This is a genomic window from Bacillus sp. FAU18, assembly GCF_056033885.1.
In genome coordinates this window covers 1,101,702-1,121,851 of the sequence record NZ_JBVYHZ010000004.1, presented here as the reverse complement: position 1 = coordinate 1,121,851, position 20,150 = coordinate 1,101,702, and the positions used below count along the sequence as shown (strand labels likewise).

General features: G+C 42.1%; 27 protein-coding genes. 17 read left to right on the top strand and 10 right to left on the bottom strand.

Going from position 1 to position 20,150, the window contains the following annotated elements; all coding sequences use genetic code 11:
- The first annotated feature begins 15 nt into the window (after positions 1–15).
- The 4 genes from essA (at position 16) to AC0OMU_RS16995 (ending at position 2,405) form a co-directional block, all read left to right on the top strand.
- Complete coding sequence (gene essA, locus AC0OMU_RS17010) at positions 16–471, top strand: type VII secretion protein EssA (RefSeq protein WP_010886603.1); 456 nt, start codon at positions 16–18, stop codon at positions 469–471.
- Between the two features lie 62 nt (positions 472–533).
- The gene (locus AC0OMU_RS17005) at positions 534–1,265 is read left to right on the top strand and encodes a (S)-benzoin forming benzil reductase (RefSeq protein ID WP_014477842.1); all 732 of its coding nucleotides are present in this window, start codon (positions 534–536) and stop codon (positions 1,263–1,265) included.
- A 196-nt stretch (positions 1,266–1,461) separates the two neighbouring features.
- On the top strand, positions 1,462–1,992 hold the full coding sequence (locus tag AC0OMU_RS17000; protein WP_003244444.1) for an HD domain-containing protein: 531 nt from the start codon (positions 1,462–1,464) through the stop codon (positions 1,990–1,992).
- Between the two features lie 176 nt (positions 1,993–2,168).
- Positions 2,169–2,405 carry a YuzF family protein gene (locus AC0OMU_RS16995; RefSeq protein WP_003220677.1) on the top strand — a complete coding sequence of 79 codons (237 nt, stop codon included), beginning with the start codon at positions 2,169–2,171 and terminating at the stop codon, positions 2,403–2,405.
- A gap of 40 nt (positions 2,406–2,445) precedes the next feature.
- Here AC0OMU_RS16995 and AC0OMU_RS16990 read toward each other — a convergent pair whose 3' ends face one another.
- Positions 2,446–2,835 (bottom strand): DUF2283 domain-containing protein, encoded by a 390-nt coding sequence (locus AC0OMU_RS16990; RefSeq protein WP_015483637.1) that lies wholly within the window; start codon positions 2,833–2,835, stop codon positions 2,446–2,448.
- 114 nt (positions 2,836–2,949) lie between these two features.
- Here AC0OMU_RS16990 and AC0OMU_RS16985 point away from each other — a divergent pair, with 114 nt between their 5' ends.
- The 7 genes from AC0OMU_RS16985 (at position 2,950) to pdeH (ending at position 8,633) form a co-directional block, all read left to right on the top strand.
- The gene (locus AC0OMU_RS16985; protein ID WP_015483636.1) at positions 2,950–4,059 is read left to right on the top strand and encodes an AI-2E family transporter; all 1,110 of its coding nucleotides are present in this window, start codon (positions 2,950–2,952) and stop codon (positions 4,057–4,059) included.
- Positions 4,060–4,118: 59 nt separating this feature from the next.
- A complete protein-coding gene (locus AC0OMU_RS16980) occupies positions 4,119–4,340 on the top strand; it encodes a spore germination protein (RefSeq protein ID WP_015384524.1) in 222 nt (73 codons plus the stop codon).
- Positions 4,341–4,412: 72 nt separating this feature from the next.
- Positions 4,413–4,661: a YueH family protein gene (locus AC0OMU_RS16975; protein ID WP_003228783.1), complete on the top strand. Its 249-nt coding sequence runs from the start codon at positions 4,413–4,415 to the stop codon at positions 4,659–4,661.
- A gap of 71 nt (positions 4,662–4,732) precedes the next feature.
- On the top strand, positions 4,733–5,131 hold the full coding sequence (locus AC0OMU_RS16970; RefSeq protein ID WP_309530125.1) for a YueI family protein: 399 nt from the start codon (positions 4,733–4,735) through the stop codon (positions 5,129–5,131).
- Positions 5,132–5,227: 96 nt separating this feature from the next.
- Positions 5,228–5,779 carry a cysteine hydrolase family protein gene (locus AC0OMU_RS16965; RefSeq protein ID WP_014477836.1) on the top strand — a complete coding sequence of 184 codons (552 nt, stop codon included), beginning with the start codon at positions 5,228–5,230 and terminating at the stop codon, positions 5,777–5,779.
- Between the two features lie 15 nt (positions 5,780–5,794).
- On the top strand, positions 5,795–7,267 hold the full coding sequence (locus tag AC0OMU_RS16960) for a nicotinate phosphoribosyltransferase (protein ID WP_003228788.1): 1,473 nt from the start codon (positions 5,795–5,797) through the stop codon (positions 7,265–7,267).
- A gap of 136 nt (positions 7,268–7,403) precedes the next feature.
- Complete coding sequence (gene pdeH, locus AC0OMU_RS16955; protein ID WP_474222254.1) at positions 7,404–8,633, top strand: cyclic di-GMP phosphodiesterase; 1,230 nt, start codon at positions 7,404–7,406, stop codon at positions 8,631–8,633.
- Here pdeH and AC0OMU_RS16950 read toward each other — a convergent pair.
- Together AC0OMU_RS16950 and AC0OMU_RS16945 are read right to left on the bottom strand one after the other, a co-directional pair.
- On the bottom strand, positions 8,609–8,977 hold the full coding sequence (locus AC0OMU_RS16950) for a YuzC family spore coat inner layer protein (protein WP_017695529.1): 369 nt from the start codon (positions 8,975–8,977) through the stop codon (positions 8,609–8,611). The two genes, pdeH and AC0OMU_RS16950, sit on opposite strands and share 25 nt — an antisense overlap.
- 114 nt (positions 8,978–9,091) lie before the next feature.
- Entirely contained in the window at positions 9,092–9,217 is a 126-nt protein-coding gene (locus AC0OMU_RS16945) for a hypothetical protein (protein WP_474241585.1), read from the bottom strand.
- Positions 9,218–9,438: 221 nt separating this feature from the next.
- Between AC0OMU_RS16945 and degQ the strand changes: the two genes are divergently transcribed.
- The 6 genes from degQ (at position 9,439) to AC0OMU_RS16915 (ending at position 14,265) form a co-directional block, all read left to right on the top strand.
- The gene (degQ, locus tag AC0OMU_RS16940) at positions 9,439–9,579 is read left to right on the top strand and encodes a degradation enzyme regulation protein DegQ (RefSeq protein WP_003220708.1); all 141 of its coding nucleotides are present in this window, start codon (positions 9,439–9,441) and stop codon (positions 9,577–9,579) included.
- Between the two features lie 184 nt (positions 9,580–9,763).
- Positions 9,764–10,663, top strand: a complete 900-nt coding sequence (gene comQ, locus AC0OMU_RS16935) for a ComX modifying isoprenyl transferase ComQ (RefSeq protein ID WP_474241351.1) — start codon at positions 9,764–9,766, stop codon at positions 10,661–10,663.
- A complete protein-coding gene (gene comX / locus AC0OMU_RS16930; protein WP_003242801.1) occupies positions 10,651–10,818 on the top strand; it encodes a competence pheromone ComX in 168 nt (55 codons plus the stop codon). Before comQ ends, comX begins: the two co-directional genes overlap by 13 nt.
- 14 nt (positions 10,819–10,832) lie before the next feature.
- Complete coding sequence (comP, locus tag AC0OMU_RS16925; RefSeq protein ID WP_322839902.1) at positions 10,833–13,142, top strand: two-component system sensor histidine kinase ComP; 2,310 nt, start codon at positions 10,833–10,835, stop codon at positions 13,140–13,142.
- Positions 13,143–13,222: 80 nt separating this feature from the next.
- Positions 13,223–13,867 (top strand): two-component system response regulator ComA, encoded by a 645-nt coding sequence (comA, locus tag AC0OMU_RS16920; RefSeq protein ID WP_003220716.1) that lies wholly within the window; start codon positions 13,223–13,225, stop codon positions 13,865–13,867.
- A 17-nt stretch (positions 13,868–13,884) separates the two neighbouring features.
- On the top strand, positions 13,885–14,265 hold the full coding sequence (locus tag AC0OMU_RS16915) for a hotdog fold thioesterase (RefSeq protein WP_015483631.1): 381 nt from the start codon (positions 13,885–13,887) through the stop codon (positions 14,263–14,265).
- A gap of 38 nt (positions 14,266–14,303) precedes the next feature.
- Here AC0OMU_RS16915 and mnhG read toward each other — a convergent pair whose 3' ends face one another.
- Genes mnhG through AC0OMU_RS16880 form a run of 7 tightly spaced genes read right to left on the bottom strand, consistent with a single transcriptional unit; the run spans position 14,304 to position 20,072 of the window.
- Positions 14,304–14,678, bottom strand: a complete 375-nt coding sequence (gene mnhG / locus AC0OMU_RS16910; RefSeq protein WP_014477830.1) for a monovalent cation/H(+) antiporter subunit G — start codon at positions 14,676–14,678, stop codon at positions 14,304–14,306.
- Positions 14,662–14,946 carry a Na(+)/H(+) antiporter subunit F1 gene (locus AC0OMU_RS16905; RefSeq protein ID WP_003228814.1) on the bottom strand — a complete coding sequence of 95 codons (285 nt, stop codon included), beginning with the start codon at positions 14,944–14,946 and terminating at the stop codon, positions 14,662–14,664. The genes mnhG and AC0OMU_RS16905 overlap by 17 nt, the downstream gene beginning before the upstream one ends.
- Complete coding sequence (locus AC0OMU_RS16900; protein WP_003228815.1) at positions 14,946–15,422, bottom strand: Na+/H+ antiporter subunit E; 477 nt, start codon at positions 15,420–15,422, stop codon at positions 14,946–14,948. Before AC0OMU_RS16900 ends, AC0OMU_RS16905 begins: the two co-directional genes overlap by 1 nt.
- A gap of 5 nt (positions 15,423–15,427) precedes the next feature.
- Positions 15,428–16,909 carry a Na+/H+ antiporter subunit D gene (locus tag AC0OMU_RS16895; RefSeq protein WP_063334591.1) on the bottom strand — a complete coding sequence of 494 codons (1,482 nt, stop codon included), beginning with the start codon at positions 16,907–16,909 and terminating at the stop codon, positions 15,428–15,430.
- Positions 16,902–17,243: a Na(+)/H(+) antiporter subunit C gene (locus tag AC0OMU_RS16890; RefSeq protein WP_003220730.1), complete on the bottom strand. Its 342-nt coding sequence runs from the start codon at positions 17,241–17,243 to the stop codon at positions 16,902–16,904. Before AC0OMU_RS16890 ends, AC0OMU_RS16895 begins: the two co-directional genes overlap by 8 nt.
- On the bottom strand, positions 17,243–17,674 hold the full coding sequence (locus tag AC0OMU_RS16885) for a Na(+)/H(+) antiporter subunit B (protein WP_003228819.1): 432 nt from the start codon (positions 17,672–17,674) through the stop codon (positions 17,243–17,245). The genes AC0OMU_RS16890 and AC0OMU_RS16885 overlap by 1 nt, the downstream gene beginning before the upstream one ends.
- On the bottom strand, positions 17,667–20,072 hold the full coding sequence (locus AC0OMU_RS16880) for a Na+/H+ antiporter subunit A (RefSeq protein WP_047183106.1): 2,406 nt from the start codon (positions 20,070–20,072) through the stop codon (positions 17,667–17,669). Before AC0OMU_RS16880 ends, AC0OMU_RS16885 begins: the two co-directional genes overlap by 8 nt.
- Between the last annotated feature and the right edge of the window lie 78 nt (positions 20,073–20,150).

Below are 20,150 nucleotides of genomic sequence, written 5' to 3'. Positions count from 1 at the left end.
GGGATCATGATTTGTATGCTCTCCTTTTCCCTTTTCATACCCTCTGCAGCTGCTGCCCAAACTGAAGAAAATACAGATGTCGCGCCAAACCAGTATGAGAAAAAAGACATCGAAATCGATACGAATTATTTACATGAAGATACCTACTATGAAGAAAAAACAGAACTGCCTGAGGAACAGAAGGATATCACTTTTGATAAACCGAAGGACAAGGACGCCGAGCTGATAAAAGATTTGTTTACATCAACAAATGCCGAGGATTCCAACACGATTGCGGCCCAGTCGAAACAGCTTGGAATTACTTTTGCTGAAAAACCAATGACAAAGACATCATCAACGGAAACAGAAGATGAACAAGAAACATCATCATTGCTGCTGCCGATGATCTATGTCGTACTGATCCTGCTCGGAATTGCAGGCATCGTGTTCCTCATCCCAAAAGTCACAGCGCAGGAAAACAAGAAGGCGTAGGCCGCGTGCTTGTGTTGTGTAAAAGCGGTGCCGTACAATAATAACGGAAAAGGAGGTTTCCAATGGAACTTTATATCATCACCGGAGCGTCAAAAGGGCTGGGTCAAGCCATTGCATTACAGGCTTTAGAAAAGGGGCATGAAGTCCACGCCTTATCCAGAACGAAAACGGATGTCTCTCACAAAAAACTAACGCAGCATCAAATAGACCTCATCAATCTTGAAGAAGCTGAACAGCAATTTGAAACATTGCTCTCATCCATCGATCCAGATCGTTATTCTGGTATTACCCTTATTAATAACGCCGGAATGGTAACGCCGATCAAACGTGCCGGCGAAGCGTCTCTTGACGAGCTTCAGCGCCATTATCAGCTGAACCTGACTGCGCCCGTGCTTTTGAGTCAGCTGTTTACAAAACGGTTTGCTTCATACAGCGGCAAAAAGACGGTTGTCAACATTACTTCAGGAGCCGCCAAAAATCCATATAAGGGATGGAGCGCGTATTGCAGTTCAAAAGCCGGGCTCGACATGTTTACGAGGACATTCGGATTTGAACAGGAGGATGAAGAGCTGCCGGTGAACATGATTTCGTTCTCACCTGGAGTGATGGACACTGAGATGCAGGCCGTCATCCGTTCTTCATCGAAAAAGGATTTCCACCACATTGAACGATTCCGGAAATTAAATGAAACAGGAAGCCTTCGCAGTCCGGACTTTATTGCCGGCACGCTGCTTTCTTTACTAGAAAAAGGGACGGAAAACGGCCGCATTTATGATATTAAAGAGTTTTTGTAGAGCAGATATTTTCTGCTCTTTTTTTATACAAAAGGCTACAGCCAGCGCATTTTATTGAACAGCCGCATATACTGACTGAAACGCTGCTTTTAGGGTATAACAATGATGATAAGAAGATCAAAATGATGTGACATAAGAATTGAGTTTCTCTGCAAATTATGTTAGGATTCTAAAAATATCTAAAGGAGGGGTTTCCATGAGAAAGGTTACATTAATGGATGTTTTCACCCATCCAATTGCACAAAAATATCTTCAGCGTTCCGGCGTGGCACATGCGATTGCCTGCGCTTATCATGCATACAGGCTGTCTGTGAAGGCTGACATTAATCCTGATTTAGCAGCAAAAGCGGCACTGCTTCATGACATCGGCCATTATGAATGGTATACAGACGGAAAGTGGGATTATGAGAAATATAAAAGAAATGACATTCATGCCATTAAAGGGGCGGAACGGGCGCATAAGCTTCTGATTCGGCTTGGCGAGGAACCGAAAGCGGCAAAAGAGATTGCACTAGCTATTTTGCTTCATACAGATTCCTATTTGCCTGAAGGCGAATTAGATAAAAACACGCTGCAGCAGATTGTCAAAAAAGCGGACGAACTGGATGAAGAGCCGGGCGGCCACCATCATTACCGCCAAATTGATCCTTCAACCGCACGAAAAAAAATAGAAAAGCTGGACCAATTAATCGACCAAGCCCAGGCATCCGTGATAAAGCCTGTATAAGTACGGAACAGCGCCAGCTTTCTTCGCTGTCTCCGCTTCATCGATACTTCCTTTACACCCGCTTCCAAACGTATTCTCCTAAAATCTCCGCACCCCTTTGTTTTATCAGGTAAGCCTGTGTCATTATCCATAAGCGCGGCATAAGCTGAGATAAAACACACAAAGGGGATAAAAGTATGGTCAACCAAGGTAGTCCGCAACTGGTCTCTTTAGTCGATCCTTATGTCTATCAGACCATTAAAAAGCTCATCGGCTCAAGGTTCGTTATACAGACAGTACGAGATACGGTCAGAGGCAGACTGATCGATGTAAAACCTGACCATATCACAATTGAAGGAGCCCGAAATTCTGTTTGTTTGATCAGAATCCAGCACATGATTTCCGTCACCCCAGATTACAGTGAGCGGGTCTAACAGTGCTTGCGCATGAAAAATAGGCGTACAACAGGACGTCCTATTTTTCAGTTAAGCGCTGTAAAAATGTACTATGATACATTGTTCCGTCAAGGTCAAAACCGGCAAATTCCTGATAGTTACCATCTGAAAAACAGAAAGTGACGCCGTACACTGTATAGCAGGAACGGATTGAAGCATGCTGTCGGACACGAAAATGATAACCGTCTGAATCTTTTACATAAAGCCGGGATTTCCCGGTAAATGGGGCACAGAGGTGTGCTGCCTTACCAAAACATTCGAATCCGGCAATTTTGCCGTCTTGGTCGATATCCAGCAGGATACAATCATTGACCTTAAGCTCCTCAGACCGCATATTCCTGTTCTTTTCCGGAGGATGAACATAGATATAAGCCAGTTCTGAATCTGTATCGTATGTCACGGCCTTCATCACCAACACTCCTTTCATTATATTAAGAGTTCTGATATGAGTTCATTTTTGTTACAATGATGGGGTATAAGTTCTTTTATCTGACAGACAAAGAAAAACTAGGAGGAACAAAGCTTGTTGAAATCAAAAGTCCATTTTTGGACATTGCAGATTTTATTTGTTTTGCTGATTATTTATGTAGCAACAAAAGTTTCATTTGTATTTCAGCCGTTTATTGTTTTTATCTCGACATTGTTTTTCCCGATGCTGATTGCGGGAATTTTGTATTTCATATTTAATCCGGTTGTCCGCCTGCTTGAGAAAAAAATTCCGCGGACATTATCCATTCTATTGATCTATTTACTGTTTATCGGTTTGCTTGCCTTTATTTCAGCGTCAGTCGGACCTATCATCACCTCACAGGTGACAGGGCTGTTTAACAACCTTCCTGATTATATAAAACAGATTCAGGCGCTGACAAAGGATTTGTCCCATTCTCAATGGTTTACCTGGATGATGAACCAGGATTATGTATCGATATCAAAAATTGAACAGTCATTGACAAGTTTTCTCCAAAACCTGCCGCAAAATATCACGTCCAGTTTATCTGCGGTGTTTGGCGTCGTGACAAACATCACGCTTGTTATTATTACTGTTCCATTTATCCTTTTTTACATGCTGAAAGACGGACACCGCTTTCCGCATTTGGCAGTAAAAATTCTTCCGGCTTCTTATCGGACAGAAGGCTTAAAGATTTTTAAAGATTTATCCGATACGCTTGCGGCATACTTCCAGGGTCAGCTGTTAATCTGTCTTTTTGTCGGGACAGCGTGTTTTATCGGCTATTTAATTGCCGGACTGCCGTATGCCCTGATTCTCGGGATTGTCATGGCGATTACCAATATCATTCCCTATGTCGGGCCTTTTCTCGGTGCCGCACCGGCTGTCATTGTCGGTTTTATGGACTCGCCGGCCAAAGCGCTGTTTGCGATTATTGTGGTCGTCATCGTTCAGCAGCTGGACGGAAACCTGCTGTCTCCTCTTGTGATCGGAAAGCGGCTGAATACCCATCCGCTTACGATTATTTTGCTGTTAATCGGAGCGGGAAGCTTCGGCGGAATTCTCGGCATGATTTTAGCGGTGCCGGTTTATGCGGTAGTGAAGGCGTTCTTCCTGAATATTGTCCGCTTGATCAAGCTGCGCCAGCGGTCACGACTCGAGGAAAACGCAAAGCCAGCTGAATAGGCGGGCACCATTAGCGGCTCTTTGCATATGATGCTGTAAATCAATGCGGAGGTGGGGAAATGCCTGCAATTGTGGGGCCGATTTATATCATGTCAGTTACGGGTAATGCCGCGGCAAGCTTTGGAGACGTATTTGCGATTTCGCCCAAAAGCGTCGCTCATTCAGGGGCGGGGTCAGGCGCATTTCAGCTTGGTGATTTTGTGAAGATTAACAACCAAACGAGTAAAACTCTCTTCAAAGATGCCGATATCACTGATGAAACAGTTTCGTTTAACGGGTAACAGCCTTTTCACAAGAGGCTGTTGCTTTTTTATTGTATAATATGGGTAGTCTTTAAATAGAGAGGTCATGTTATGAAAATCAGAAAAGCAAATATCAATACGCAAACCGGAATGATCACGGACGTGTATCTGCATGAAAACAGAAAAGAACTGCGCACGCTTGTAGCGGTACCGCAGCTGGAGTGGAGCACGATCATTTCCTATGAAGAAGATAAAGCAACTCTGCCTGAACGGCTGGAAGCGTCGTTGCGCCGGCATACAGAGGAAACCCCTGCTGGTGAGCTGGCCAAAAAAATCATTCATTGGGTAACAGAAATGTAAGCGGCGCTTGAAAGTTTAGCTCCTGCCTGATCAGGTGATAATGAAGACAAACAAGACGGGAGGACAGGCTTTTGAGTGAAGATAAAATGGATCTCTATTTGCAGCAAGGAATGTATGGGCCTTTGGAGACAAAGCCTGACGAGCGCCATTTGTTTTTAGGTTCTTTAAGAGAAAGAGTCGTTTTGGCACTGACGAAGGGACAGGTGCTTAGAAGCAAACCGTATAAAGAGGTGGAGCACGAGCTGAAAAACAGCCATAACGTCACCCTTTTGATTAATGGAAAGCTTCAGTACCAGTCTTACTCTCCTTATATCCAAATGGCGAACCGGTACGGAGTGCCCTTCAAGATTGTATCTGATCTTCAGTTTCATACGCCTTTAGGCCTCGTCATTGCGGCTGACATCGCTGTGAATCGTGAATTGATATATATTCAGGACGACATTTATAATCGGTCAGTGCTGAAATCTTAAGAGACAAACGGACCGTTTGTCTTTTTGTTCATGGCAATTCACTTACAACTGGAGATAAGATATAATGTTCTCATACTGATGGCGGGGAGGCCGGCTATGAAAAAAGCACTTATTTGTATTGATTATACGAATGATTTTGTGGCGAGTGACGGAAAATTGACCTGCGGGGAGCCCGGCAGAATGATTGAAGAGGCGATCGTCAATTTAACTGAAGAATTCATCACAAACGGTGATTACGTCGTATTAGCAGTAGATTCTCATGATGAAGGGGATCAATATCACCCTGAAACCCGTCTTTTTCCTCCGCATAATATAAAAGGCACGGAAGGAAAAGATCTGTACGGAAAGCTTTTGCCTCTATATCAGAAACATGAACATGAACCTAATGTTTACTACATGGAAAAAACGAGATATTCTGCTTTTGCGGGAACTGATTTAGAGCTCAAACTCAGAGAGCGGCAGATTGGCGAACTGCATCTTGCCGGTGTCTGCACAGATATTTGTGTGTTGCATACAGCTGTTGACGCATACAACAAAGGTTTTCGGATTGTTGTGCATAAACAAGCTGTTGCCAGCTTTAATCAGGAGGGGCACGCATGGGCTCTTTCCCATTTTGCAAACAGCATCGGAGCGCAAGTGGCAGAGTAAGGAAGGGGAAAAACAGTGTTAGAGTACGGATTTAAAGATGACAGCCTGTCATTACATACAGACCTTTATCAGATCAATATGGCGGAAACGTACTGGAGAGACGGCATTCATGAAAAGAAAGCGATTTTTGAGCTGTTTTTCAGAAGGCTTCCGTTTGAAAATGGCTATGCCGTATTTGCGGGCTTGGAAAAAGCCATTGAATACTTGGAAAATTTCAAGTTTACGGATAGCGATTTGAGTTATTTACAGGATGAACTCGGGTATCATGAAGATTTTATTGAATATTTGCGCGGCTTATCTTTTACAGGTTCACTTTACTCCATGAAAGAAGGAGAACTCGTTTTTAACAATGAGCCGATTATGAGGGTGGAGGCACCCCTGGTAGAAGCGCAGCTGATTGAAACGGCTTTGCTCAACATTGTGAACTATCAAACATTAATCGCAACAAAGGCTGCCCGGATTAAAGGCGTCATCGGTGATGAAGTTGCGCTTGAATTCGGAACAAGACGGGCGCACGAAATGGATGCGGCCATGTGGGGAGCGAGAGCAGCCTTAATCGGCGGCTTTAGCGCGACAAGCAATGTAAGAGCCGGAAAGCGCTTTAATATCCCGGTTTCCGGCACACATGCGCATGCGCTTGTGCAGGCTTACCGCGATGAATATACAGCTTTCAAAAAATACGCGGAAACACATAAGGACTGCGTCTTCTTAGTTGACACGTATGACACGCTTCGTTCAGGCATGCCTAACGCGATTAGGGTTGCCAAGGAATTCGGCGACCGCATTAATTTCATTGGCATCCGTCTGGACAGCGGCGATTTGGCGTACCTGTCAAAAAAAGCCCGGAAAATGCTTGATGAAGCAGGATTTACAGACGCGAAGGTGATTGCTTCAAGCGATTTGGATGAGCACACTATTATGAATTTAAAGGCTCAGGGAGCGCGCATTGATGTCTGGGGTGTCGGTACGAAGCTGATCACTGCCTATGACCAGCCGGCTCTCGGCGCAGTTTATAAACTCGTTGCCATTGAAGAAGACGGGAAAATGGTCGACACGATCAAAATTTCGTCCAATCCTGAAAAAGTGACGACGCCGGGCAGAAAGAAAGTCTACCGCATTATTAATCAGTCCAACCATCATTCTGAAGGCGACTATATTGCGCTTTATGATGAGCAGGTGAATGATCAGAAGCGGCTCAGAATGTTTCACCCGGTTCATACATTCATCAGCAAATTTGTCACGAATTTTTATGCGAAGGATCTTCATGAGCTGATTTTTGAGAAGGGTATTCTTTGCTACCAAAACCCTGAGATTTCAGACATACAGCAGTATGTGCAGGATAACCTCAGCCTGCTTTGGGAGGAATATAAGAGAATCAGCAAGCCGGAGGAATACCCGGTTGATTTAAGCGAGGACTGCTGGAGCAATAAAATGCAGCGGATCCACGAAGTGAAAAGCAGAATTGAAGAAGAGCTTGAGGAAGAATAAAGAAAAACTGGCCTTTCGTTCGCGAAGGGCCAGTTTTCTTTATGTATATATTATTTTTCATGTTTAGACAATTTTCGTCAAATTATTTGATATACTTAGGGGTGAAAGCCGCGCGTATTGTAAGGGGGATAAATCAATGAGGGTGTTTGTTGCAAGACAGCCTATTTTTAATAGAAAAGAACAGGTTGTTGCTTATGAACTGCTGTATAGAGAAAGCGAAGAGAACGTGTATAGCGCTAAAGACGGCGATCAGGCAACAACAGATTTGGTGATCAACAGCTTTTTAAACATCGGAATTGAGAAGCTGACGGAAGGGAAACGCTGTTTTGTTAATTTTACGGAAAGCCTGATGTTTTCGAATCTTCCCACCTCCTTCAATCCGAAACAGCTTGTCATTGAAATCCTTGAAGATATACCGATCACGCCGGCCCTCATTTCTAGATGCAAAGAATTGAAAAAAATGGGGTATATGCTGGCGCTTGATGATTTTTATGCAATAAACCCGCAAGATGAGGACTTACTGGAAAAACTCATGAGCTATATTGATATATTGAAAATTGATTTTCTCAAAACAACACGAATGGAACGCAGAACAATTTTGCAAACCTACGGCTGTCGCGGCCTGATTTTTTTAGCGGAAAAAGTAGAGACCCGAAAAGAATATAAACAGGCGGTCCAAGACGGCTTTCAATTATTCCAAGGCTACTTTTTCAGCGAGCCGCGCATCATCAGCGGGCATGACCTATCGACTCATTTCTATTCTTACTATGAACTGCTTAACGAACTGAGCAAAGAGCAGCCTAACATAAAGCGTGTGACAGAGTACATAGAGCGGGATTTATCACTGTCCTATCAAATTTTAAAATTTTTAAACTCATCCCACAGCCGTTTGAGCCAGAAAATTGAAAGCATTCAACAGGCCATTATGCTGCTGGGATTTAATGAAATCAAACGGTGGATATATATTCTTTCCTTTAAGGATTTAAGCAGGAAAGGGCATTCCAGCAAGCACGAAATCATTAAGATTTCTTTGATAAGAGCAAAGCTTTGCGAACTGCTGGCGAGAAAGACATCCCGGCCGCAGCCTGCTTCTTATATGCTGATCGGAATGTTTTCTCTCATAGACACCCTCCTGCATAGAGAAATAGAGGAAATTGTTCAAGAGTTGCCTTTAAAAGATGAAGTCGGGCAAGCATTATTAGGCCATCAAAACGACTACTACCAAATGCTTGAGCTTGTGAAATTAATTGAAAGCAACAACTGGGACACTTGCTCGGAATTGGGCAATCAACTCGACAAAGATGAAGCGTATGAATGTTATCTTGAGGCTCTGGAATGGTGTCATAATCTTATGGACGCAAAATGATTGCGGTCCTCTGACCACCGCAAAGCAAGAATCATTCGGCTTTGCGTTCCGATAAGACTGATATAGATGCCGTCGGGATTAAAGACCGTATCCACTTCATGCCGGACGCCCATTTGTTTGATCAGGCGCTTGATGGTTTGTTTATCGGACTGCTCGGCTGCGGTCAGAATGCGGCGCGAGAGCTCCCGCGAGCCCGCAATGCGGCCGAGAACGAGCTGGGCATCCGCAAATATCCCCGCGGCCTGCTTCGCTGAACGGATAAAGGTATCAATATTGTTGGCAGGAGCGGGCGGACGGCGTACCTCATACGGATACACGTAAAACCAGGGATAACGATATCTCATGGGAGCACCTCACACAAAAGGGATGTTTCTATATGTATAGATCCCTAATTGCCGAATATGACAAAGCGAAAAGGCCACAACTTTAGCGTTGCGGTCTTTTTCGGTGTTTGTCGGTCAGGAAACGCCAAGAATCGCATATTCAATTTTGAAAATACGGTATGAAGGACTATAGTCTTGCTTAGTGAAAATGCGAAACACGTTAAAATCAAGGGAATTAAGAATATTTCTCAATTTGAGCAGAAATAAACGCTCTTTCGCATAGAGAGATAGTCCCGTTCTTGTTGTGATTCCTTTGAGTATAAGGACCTATTGAGATTTGCGGTGTCACGCAGGACTTTTTTGTATACTTTTCGGTGAAAAATGAGCCGAAAGCAGATACACTATTAGTAACAGATCAAATACCTAGGACTCGTTCACCATACACAATTCATTGATCTTTCAAAAAAAGGAGTGTGGAAACGATGGAAAAGAAACTTGAAGAAGTAAAACAATTGTTATTCCGACTCGAACTTGATATTAAAGAAACGACAGATTCATTACGAAACATTAACAAAAGCATTGATCAACTCGATAAATACAATTATGCAATGAAAATTTCGTGAAAAAGACTTGGAAACAAGTCTTTTTTTTCGTTCTACCGATACAATAAATGGATAAAGTATTATATGATTGTTAAAAAACGAAAAACCTGCTGTCCTTTAAATGTCCCATTTAGTAAAATGGAATGGGAGGGGGGAAGTCGTTATTGAGCAGATATGTTTAGATTCTGTCCGGATCAAGGAGAAAATGAAGGAGATTGTGGAGCAAAACATATTTAACGAGGATTTGTCACAACTTCTTTACTCATTTATTGATTCTAAAGAAACATTCTTCTTTGCTGAATCCACAATCTTACATTATGTTGTTTTTGGAGGGGAGAATTTAGATGTTGCAACAAGGCTTGGCGCGGGAATAGAAATTCTTATTCTTTCATCAGATATTATGGATGATCTTGAAGATGAAGATAATCACCATGCATTATGGATGAAAATTAATCGCTCGGAGTCGTTAAATGCAGCACTTTCCTTGTATACAGTAGGATTAACGAGTATTTATTCATTAAATAACAATCCTCTAATTTTTAAATATGTTTTAAAATACGTAAACGAGGCCATGCAAGGTCAACATGACGATATCACTAATAAATCTAAAACAGAAGATGAAAGTTTAGAAGTAATTAGATTAAAATGTGGAAGTCTGATTGCACTAGCAAATGTAGCAGGTGTTTTATTGGCTACAGGAGAATATAATGAAACAGTTGAAAGATATTCCTACTATAAAGGGATTATAGCTCAAATTTCTGGAGACTATTATGTTCTTTTATCCGGAAATCGCAGTGATATTGAAAAAAACAAACATACACTGATTTACTTATATCTTAAGCGCCTTTTTAATGATGCTTCGGAAGATTTATTATACTTAATTTCACATAAAGACTTATATTATAAATCGTTACTTGATAAAGAGAAATTCCAAGAAAAATTAATTAAAGCGGGAGTTACTCAATACATTTCGGTATTATTGGAAATATATAAACAGAAATGTATTTCTGCTATAGAACAATTAAATTTAGATAAAGAAAAAAAAGAGCTAATAAAGGAATGCTTATTAAGTTATACAAAGGGGGATACAAGATGCAAGACCTAATTAACTACTTTCTAAATTATCCTGAGGCTTTAAAAAAATTGAAAAATAAAGAAGCCTGCCTTATAGGTTTTGATGTGCAAGAAACTGAAACAATAATTAAAGCTTATAATGATTATTATCTGGCTGATCCAATAACCCGTCAATGGGGTGATTAATAGGTGGATTAATATTGAAGAACTTAATAAAAAAATTCACAATAGCTGTAATTGTTTTGAGTATCCTTTATATAAGCTATACAACTTATATCAGTATGAATGGAATTATTATTGGGACTAAGATTCATAAAAATGATAAAAGTCAATTTATGATAGAAGAAATATCGGAATCTTCATATGGACAATTTGTTGGTCTGAGACAGGGAGACATCATATTAAAAATTAATAAAGAAAAACCTTCAGACAAACATTTGAAATGGGGATATTTGAGTCATATTAACAGTCTGGATATTTTGAGAAGTGGAAAAAAGATTCATCTCAAAGATTTTGATTTAGTTACTCTAAATAGACCTTATAGTTTTTTTCTGTTCGTACTTCCTTTGGTTTTTTATTTTTTAAGCATAATATGTATTTTTTATATACTTAAAGTAAATAAAAAAAGGAGATCATTTGCTGCCTATATTCTTATTCTATTGTTATTAGACATTTCGATAGCATATATAAGTGCAGGCGGACCATTTAGAGGACATATAATCAATCGGTATATTAACTTGTTTACTTTTATATCTTCTCCTATTCTTTATCTTCAATTTATACAAAGATACCTTGGAGAAATAGGTAAAACTTTTTTGAATAGAATTTCTTTTCTTTATATCATACCAATATTTAATCTTGGTATTGAGTTTTTTCAAGACTATTTACAAGTAGATATTGATTTTTTAGCAACTCTTAATTTGGTTTCTTTTGCAACTTTGACTCTATTTTCTTTTTCAGCGATATACTTACATCTTAATAAATATAAATATGCTGAGCATTCGTTTATTCTTAAATTACTAATTTTAACAAACACTCTTTCATTTGCGCCTTTTTTGATATTTTTTGTTCTTCCAATAATATTTACAGGTAATTATATTTTCCCGGCATTAGCTTCGGCGTCATTACTAGTACTAATTCCGTTCGGGTTAGTATACCAATTTGTAGCCAATAAGATGTTTGATATAGAGTTTATCTTAGGAAGAATGAGATACTATGCTCTACTTGCCATGATACCAACTCTTCTAATAGTTGGTGCATTAGTTCTGTTTGATGTAATGGACATCCAGATGAACCCTGTGCGTCAAACTGTATTTTTTTTCGTTGTCATGTTCGCTGTCTTTTATTTTAAAGAGGTCATGGATTTTAAATTTCGGTTAAAACGTTTCTCCGAAAAATTCAACTATCAGGACAGTATTTTTAAATATACTCAGCTAATGAGGGGTGTAACTTCTCTTCAACAAGTTTTTAAAGAACTGAAAAATACTATACTGGATGTTTTGCTTGTAAGCAAAGCTTATACCTTTGAGGTTACTCCTGATCACAAAGTGATATTTTTAGATAAGCATGAAGTTGGACCGGACTGGAATTTTTATCAAGAGGAATTTGAAAACGTAACTTCAGAAATTGGGAAAATTATAGAAGTCAATCAAGGCTTTCTTATGAAAGTTGGTGAACGAGGCGGTAGTTCTTATGTTCTGCTTTGTTTATCTAATATTAACACTCCTCGGCTAACACGGGATGAGATATCATGGTTGAAAACACTGTCTTTCTATACAAGTGTGTCCATGGAAAATGTCATGCATATTGAGGAACTCATGGAACATTTAAAGGACTTAAAACAAGAGGGAACCAACCCCATCTGGCTGAAAAAGCTAATGTTTGCAATCGAAGAAAAACAGCGTTCAGGACTCGCCCGCGATCTCCACGATTCGGTTCTTCAGGATTTGATCTCCTTAAAACGCCAGTGTGAGCTGTTTTTGGGTGATTTTAAGAAGGGTGATAATCCGTGCCGTGAAGAGGTGCAGGACAAGCTTGTACAGATGAATGAGCAGATGTCTGATGTGATTTCGATGACGAGGGAGACGTGTCATGAGCTGCGGCCGCAGCTTCTGTATGATCTTGGATTGGTGAAGGCGCTGTCGAAGCTGGTGGCGCAGCAGCAGGAGCGGGTTCCGTTTCATATCCGTTTAAATACTGGGAGATTTACGGCTTCCCTTGATCTGGATTCGCAGCTGAATTTGTACCGGATCATTCAAGAGTTTCTGTCTAATGCGGTTAAGCACTCTCAGGCGACGGATGTGCTGATTATGCTCATCAGTATTCAAAACAAAATCGTTCTTCATTATGAGGACGATGGCGTAGGGTTTGATCAAGATAAAAATACTGAGCATTCTATGAGCATGGGGCTTTCTGGCATTAAGGAGAGAGTCAGGGCTTTAGATGGGCGCCTTCGGATTGAAACAAGTGAAGGAAAGGGCTTTAAGGCTGATATTGAAATCGAATTGTAATGGATTTATAACGGAAACGACTTGGCACAGGCCAAGTCTTTTTTATAAAATGGAAAAGAGTGAGTAAAAGGGAGGAAAACATGAAAAAGATACTAGTGATTGATGACCATCCGGCTGTCATGGAAGGCACCAAGACAATTTTGGAAACGGATTCGAATTTGTCTGTTGATTGTCTCAGTCCTGAACCGAGCGAACAGTTTATCAAGCAGCATGATTTCTCGTCATATGATCTCATTTTAATGGATCTGAATTTAGGCGGCGAGGTCAATGGGATGGAGCTTTCTAAACAGATTTTACAAGAGAATCCTCATTGTAAAATTATCGTGTATACCGGTTATGAGGTCGAGGATTATTTCGAGGAAGCGATTCGTGCGGGTCTGCACGGTGCCATCAGCAAAACGGAATCTAAAGAAAAGATCACCCAATACATATACCACGTACTCAACGGAGAAATTTTAGTCGATTTTGCTTACTTTAAACAGCTGATGACTCAGCAAAAAACAAAGCCGGCTCCTTCCTCTCAAAAAGAACAAGATGTGCTCACACCTAGAGAATGCCTGATTCTTCAAGAAGTTGAAAAGGGATTTACAAACCAAGAAATCGCAGATGCCCTTCATTTAAGCAAGCGGTCCATTGAATACAGCTTGACATCGATTTTCAATAAGCTGAATGTCGGTTCCCGGACGGAAGCGGTTTTGATTGCGAAATCAGACGGTGTACTTTAAATTAGGGGGGTGTAATGATGGATACGAAACACACATTGCTTGAAGCGCTTGGTATTGAGATTGTTGAAAACACAGCGGAACGATGCATTGCGGTTATGCCGGTGGATCATCGGACGGTGCAGCCGTTCGGATATTTGCATGGGGGCGCTTCAGTGGCCCTAGCAGAAACCGCGGCGAGCGCAGGTGCACAGAACCTGATTGATCATTCAACACAAGCTTGTGTCGGTTTGGAGATTAACGCCAACCATTTAAAATCTGTAAAGGAAGGAACGGTAAAGGCGGTAGCCGAGCCCGTTCATATCGGCAGAACGACGATTGTCTATCACATTCACATATATGACGAGCAAGAGAGGCTGATCTGTATATCCAGATGCACACTGGCTGTCATCAAGAAATAAAAAAACAGCCGGAACTCTGCCTGTCCGGCTGCTTATTTTTATAAATAAGAATCCTCTTTTCGTTTAATCACAAAGTTTCTGATTCCGTTATAGTCATCCTGTACGCTTCTCTCATCAAGCTTGACGCCGGAGTTATACGCAGCACGGCAGATCAAGTGCCCGCCGATAGGCGACGTAATAAAGATAAAGAGAATCCCAAGCAGGATTTTAGCGGAGAGCTCCCCCGTCACAAACCACAAATAGAAGAAGACACCGAGCAGAATCATATTGACACCTAATGTTGAGCCTTTAGAAGCAGCATGAGCGCGTGTAAACACATCGGGAAGGCGAAGTACGCCAAATGAAGCAATGAGGCATACAAGAGCGCCCAGCAATATGAATACAGCCACAACGACTTTAGCGGTTTCGATCATTTTCGATAATCTCTCCTTTCTCCAGGAACTTGGAAAATGCGATCGTTCCGATAAACGATAAAATCCCCAGCAGCAAAATAATATCCAAAAACGCACTTGTTTTCAGCAAAATGGAGACAAGCGCCGTGATTGCGATCAGATTGATGCCGATTGCATCCAGAGCCACGACCCGGTCAGGCACAGTCGGCCCTTTAATGACACGAATGACATACAAAAAGGTAGACACTGCCATAATGCCGAGCGCGATTTGCAGGATCAGCGTAAACATCAGCGGCTCACCTCCTGTATGGCTTTTTCAAATGACTCCCGAATGTCAAAAATTGCTTTTTCCGCATCCTCGATATCCATTGCATGAATATAAAGTATTGTTCTGTCATCTGAAATATCCATCACCAAGGTTCCCGGCGTTAATGTAATGAGCAGAGAAAGCAGGGTGATTTCCCAGTCCTTCGTCAGTTCAGTTTTAAAAGCAAAAATACCTGGTCTGATATTCAGTTTTGGAGATAAGACTGATTTCATCACACTGACATTGGCAAGGTACAGTTCCTTTATAAAAATGAAACAGAGCTTGATAATAGAAATCAATTTCCATAGATAAAACTGGCGAGTGAAAAAGCGCCGGAAGAAAAAGAGAGAGAGCATTCCCAGAATATAGCCTGTAATGAATCCTGCGGCGCTTGGACTGTTGCTTAAGAACATCCAGCAAAAAGCGAGAAACACATTTAATAAAATTTGAAATGCCATGCGATCTACTCCTTCAGAACAGCTTCGATATATTTTTCCGGATTCAGCAGCGTCTCGGCCGCTTGATCAACGTAAGGCGACACCCATTCTGTACCCAACCCGAAGAGAAGAGACAGCAAGAGAAAAATAGCTGCCGGATAAAGAAGTCCTTTAGCTGTTCGATGATTTGGTTTTGGCGTTTCTTTTTCTTCGCCCCAAAACGCATGTATAAAGATCCTCAGCACAGAGTACAGTACGAGCAGACTCGAAAGCAGAATCAGCATGGATATCGTAAATTCACCTTCTGCGAAGCCGCCCTCTGCAATTTTAAATTTGCCGACAAATCCGCTCAGTGGCGGAATGCCTGCAAGAGAAATAGCAGAAATGAAAAACATCCATCCAAGAACAGGATAGCGTTTGATCAGCCCGCCCATTTTATGCAGGCTTGCAGTTCCAGTCAATGCGATCAGCGTACCCGCCAGCATAAACAAAGCGCCTTTAATCAGCATATCGTGAATCAGATAGTAGATCGCGCCCTGAATGGATGCGGGTGTGTGTACTGCCACACCGAACAAAATCACGCCGACAGCGGTAATAATGTTATAGATCACAATTTTCATGACATTCGAATAAGCGAGTGAACCGATCACACCAAAAATCACAGTCAGCGCCGCCAGCCAAATCATCAGCTGATGGGTAAAGGCTGTATCGTGAATAAAAATCAATGTGAAAACCCTCGCAATCGCATATAACCCGACTTTTGTCAGCAAAGCGCCGAACAACGCGGAGATTGCTGCCGGTGGCGCGTAATAAGAGCCTGGAAGCCAAAAGTAGAGGGGGAAGATTCCGCCCTTCATGCCAAATACCAAAAGCAGCAGGACACCAATCACAGTGATCAGCCCGGTTTGTCCTGATTCGCTGATTTTCACGCTAAGATCCGCCATATTTAACGTGCCGGTTACAGCGTATAAAAAGCCGACCCCTATGACAAACAGGGCAGACGATACGATATTAAACACAATATATTTAAGGGATTCCCGCAGCTGAATTTTTGTGCCGCCTAATACAATCAGCATATAGGAAGCAATAAGCAGAAGCTCAAAAAATACGTACATATTAAATAAATCGCCTGTTAAAAACGCTCCGCTGACGCCGGCAAGCAAGAACTGAACGCCGGAGTAGTAAAAGGAGCGCTCCCGTTTTTCACCGATAGAACGGAAAGAATAAAGCCCAACCAATAAACCGATGATCGCTGTTGTGAGAACGAGAAGGCTGGCGAATTGGTCTGCGGCAAGCACAATGCCGTACGGCGCTTTCCATCCGCCTAAGCTGAGTGTCTGGATACCTTTTGTGAAGACAGTCTGTACAAGTATGCCGCTAATCACAATCCCGATGGCCGATGCCGCCGTGCTGAAGATTCTCATGAGCATAAGATTCTTCGTCATGAAAATCAGAAGAATAGCCGACAAAAGCGGAATCAGGATTGGCAAAATAACAAAATTATTCATGTTGATCATTTCCCCTCATTTGATCCATATCATCCGATTTCAATTCCTGATAAGCGCGAAAGGCCATGACGAGGATGAATGATGTAACGCCAAAAGAAATGACAATTGCGGTCAAAATCAGGGCTTGCGGAAGCGGATCGACAAATGATTTGGCATGCTCGCTCAAAATCGGAGCGGCGCCTTTCTTTAATCCTCCCATAGTCAAAAGCATTAAATGAACGCCATGGCTTAACAGTGCTGTTCCGATAATGACGCGAAGCAGGCTTTTAGACAGCAGCAAATACGTAGCAGCCATAAAAATAATACCGGCTAATACAGCCATTAAGATTTCCATTATTCTTCCTCTCCAATCGTTTGAATAATGGTCATCGTTATGCCTACGACAACAAGATAAACGCCTAAATCAAATATCGTCGCTGTGGCGAGCTCCGTTTTCCCAAGGATCGGCAGCTGAAAGTATCCGAATGTGTGGGTTAAAAAAGGAGCTCCGAAGACAAAGGAGCCAACGCCTGTTAATACAGCGAGCAGAAGGCCGGCTCCCGCGACATAAATGAAATTGACCGGCAAAAGGGAACGCACGGTTTTTAAATCATATGCCAGAAGCAAGAGAACGATGGAAGAGGACGTGATCAGTCCGCCGACAAAGCCTCCTCCGGGCGCGTTATGCCCTGATAAAAATAAATAGAAAGAGAAAAGCAAAATGATAAAGGATACAAGCTTTGTCGCGGTTTGAAGAATCAAGTCATTTGTTTTTTGTTCATTCACCGCTTTTCCCCTCCTCTTTTACTTTTGTTTTAATCATGCTGTAAATGCCGAGAGCGGCTATCGTTAATACCGTAATTTCAAACATTGTATCAAATCCCCTGAAATCAACAAGAATGACATTGACGACATTATCTCCTCCGCCGAGATCGTGGCTGTGTTTGACAAAGAAGGACGCAATGCTGTCTTTTGTCCGCTGGCTTGAGGATGCGATACCGAGCAGAGTAACGATAATACCGACGCCTAAAGAAATGATAAAATTCGTCATCCGGAACGTTCTCGTTTTTGTTTTCAGCCTCAGTTTCGGCAAGTGGTAGAAGCAAAGCAGAAACAGTGCCACAGAAATCGTTTCAATGACGAGCTGAGTCAATGCCAAGTCCGGCGCTCTGAAAATGACAAAAAACAATGCAAGTGTATAACCGACAACACCGAGTGCAATAATCGCCGTCAGTCTTGACCTAGCAAAAACAGTCGCCACTGTGGCGCTGATCATGACAAGCGTCAAAATGATTTCGTATACGCCGATTTTAGCCATGCCTTCCGTTTTAAATGAAAATCCGCCTTTAATGGCAAAAGCTCCGCCTATCAGAATGATGAAACCAGCGAAGATATACAGCAAATAATCTCTTAAAAACCCGGTCATATATTGTTTTGTGACCCGGTAAGAGCCTTTCTCCATCAGAGTCAAAAGCTTATCGTATAACCGGTTGAGTGTGAGTTTCGAAGGAAACAGTTTATAGATTCCCTTCCACTTATTCAGCGACAAATAACCAATTGTTCCGATCACAACAATACCCGCAGTCATGAGCAATTCCGTTGTAACCCCATGCCACTGTGAAATGTGAACGTGGAATTTCTCATGGCCGTCCAGCAGTGTCGGATAGATTGAGTTCATCGCAGGCTCTATCAGGCTGTACGACAATATATTCGGGAAAAAGAAGAGACTGACAGCCAAAGCGACAAGAATGACCGGTGGTACGAGCATGCCGACAGGCGCTTCGTGAGCCTGTTTTTCAAGCTGTTCAGGCTGGTAACTTCCTCTGAATGTTTTAAACAGCAATTTCATGCTGTAGATAAACGTAAATACACTTCCGATCCAGGCGAGAACAGGGAACAGAACGCCCCATGTCTGCACGTTGAACAGGTCGAAATGTGTCACGCGAAGCATGCTTGTGAAAAACATTTCTTTACTCAAAAATCCGTTAAACGGCGGTAGGCCGGCCATTGAAAATGTCCCGATTAAGGAAATGGTAAATGTAATCGGCATAATCGCCATCAGGCCGCCTAGCTTCCGGATATTCCGTGTGCCTGTTTCGTGATCGATAATCCCGACTGCCATAAACAAGCTTCCTTTAAAAGTAGCGTGGTTGATTAAATGGAAAATGGCAGCCATAGCGGCAACTGTATAATATTCTGTATGGCCGTAATGAAGGGCCGCAGCACTGACTCCGAGCATGGAGATGATCATGCCGAGCTGGCTGACGGTTGAAAACGCCAAAATCGATTTTAAATCAGTTTGTTTCACGGCATGGAATGAACCCCAAACCATCGTAAAGAGGCCAACGAGGGACACGATCCAAAACCACTGAGCTGAAAAGGCGAAAATAGGACTGAATCTCGCAATCACATAAATGCCGGCTTTTACCATAGTGGCTGAATGGAGATAAGCGCTGACAGGCGTCGGAGCTTCCATCGCGTCAGGGAGCCAGATGTAAAAAGGAAATTGCGCTGATTTCGTAAAAGCCCCTAATAAAATGAGAATCATAGCCGGGATAAACAATTCGTGGCCGGCAATTAATTGAACCTGATGAACCATCTCTCTAATACTGAAGGAATCCGTTATCAAATAAAGGAGAATAAATCCGCCGAGCATGCACAGCCCGCCGCTGACCGTAATCAAAAGTGATTTGGCTGCGCCATAGCGCGACTTTTCCCGCTTATACCAATAGCCGATCAGCAAAAAGGATGAAAGGCTTGTAAGCTCCCAGAACATGTAGAGAACCATGACATTGTCTACTAGAACGACGCCGAGCATGGCGCCCATGAACATCAATAAGTAGACATAAAAGGGCCCAAGCTGTTCTTTTTCTTTCGATAAATAAAAAATGCTGTAAAGAGTGACTAAAGAGCCAATGCCTGTGATCAGTAAGGCGAATAATAACCCGAGGCCGTCTATATAAACGGTAAAGTTAATGCCGAGTGACGGAATCCACTCTAATACCGATCGAAGTGTTTCTCCAGATTGTGTCATCCTGATCATTGGGAGAAAGTATATAAACAGCAAGACGGGCAGGATCAACACAAACCAGCCCGTATGCACTCTTTTTGCGTATTTTGCCAAGAAGGGAATGATAAAAGCAAATAAAAAAGGCGATAAAATAGCAAGATGTAAGAGCTGCAAAGATAAGACCTCCTTTTCTCGTTCTCAATTGAAAAATGCGCTATGTATGAAATATACGGTCAAACGACCTAGTCCAAA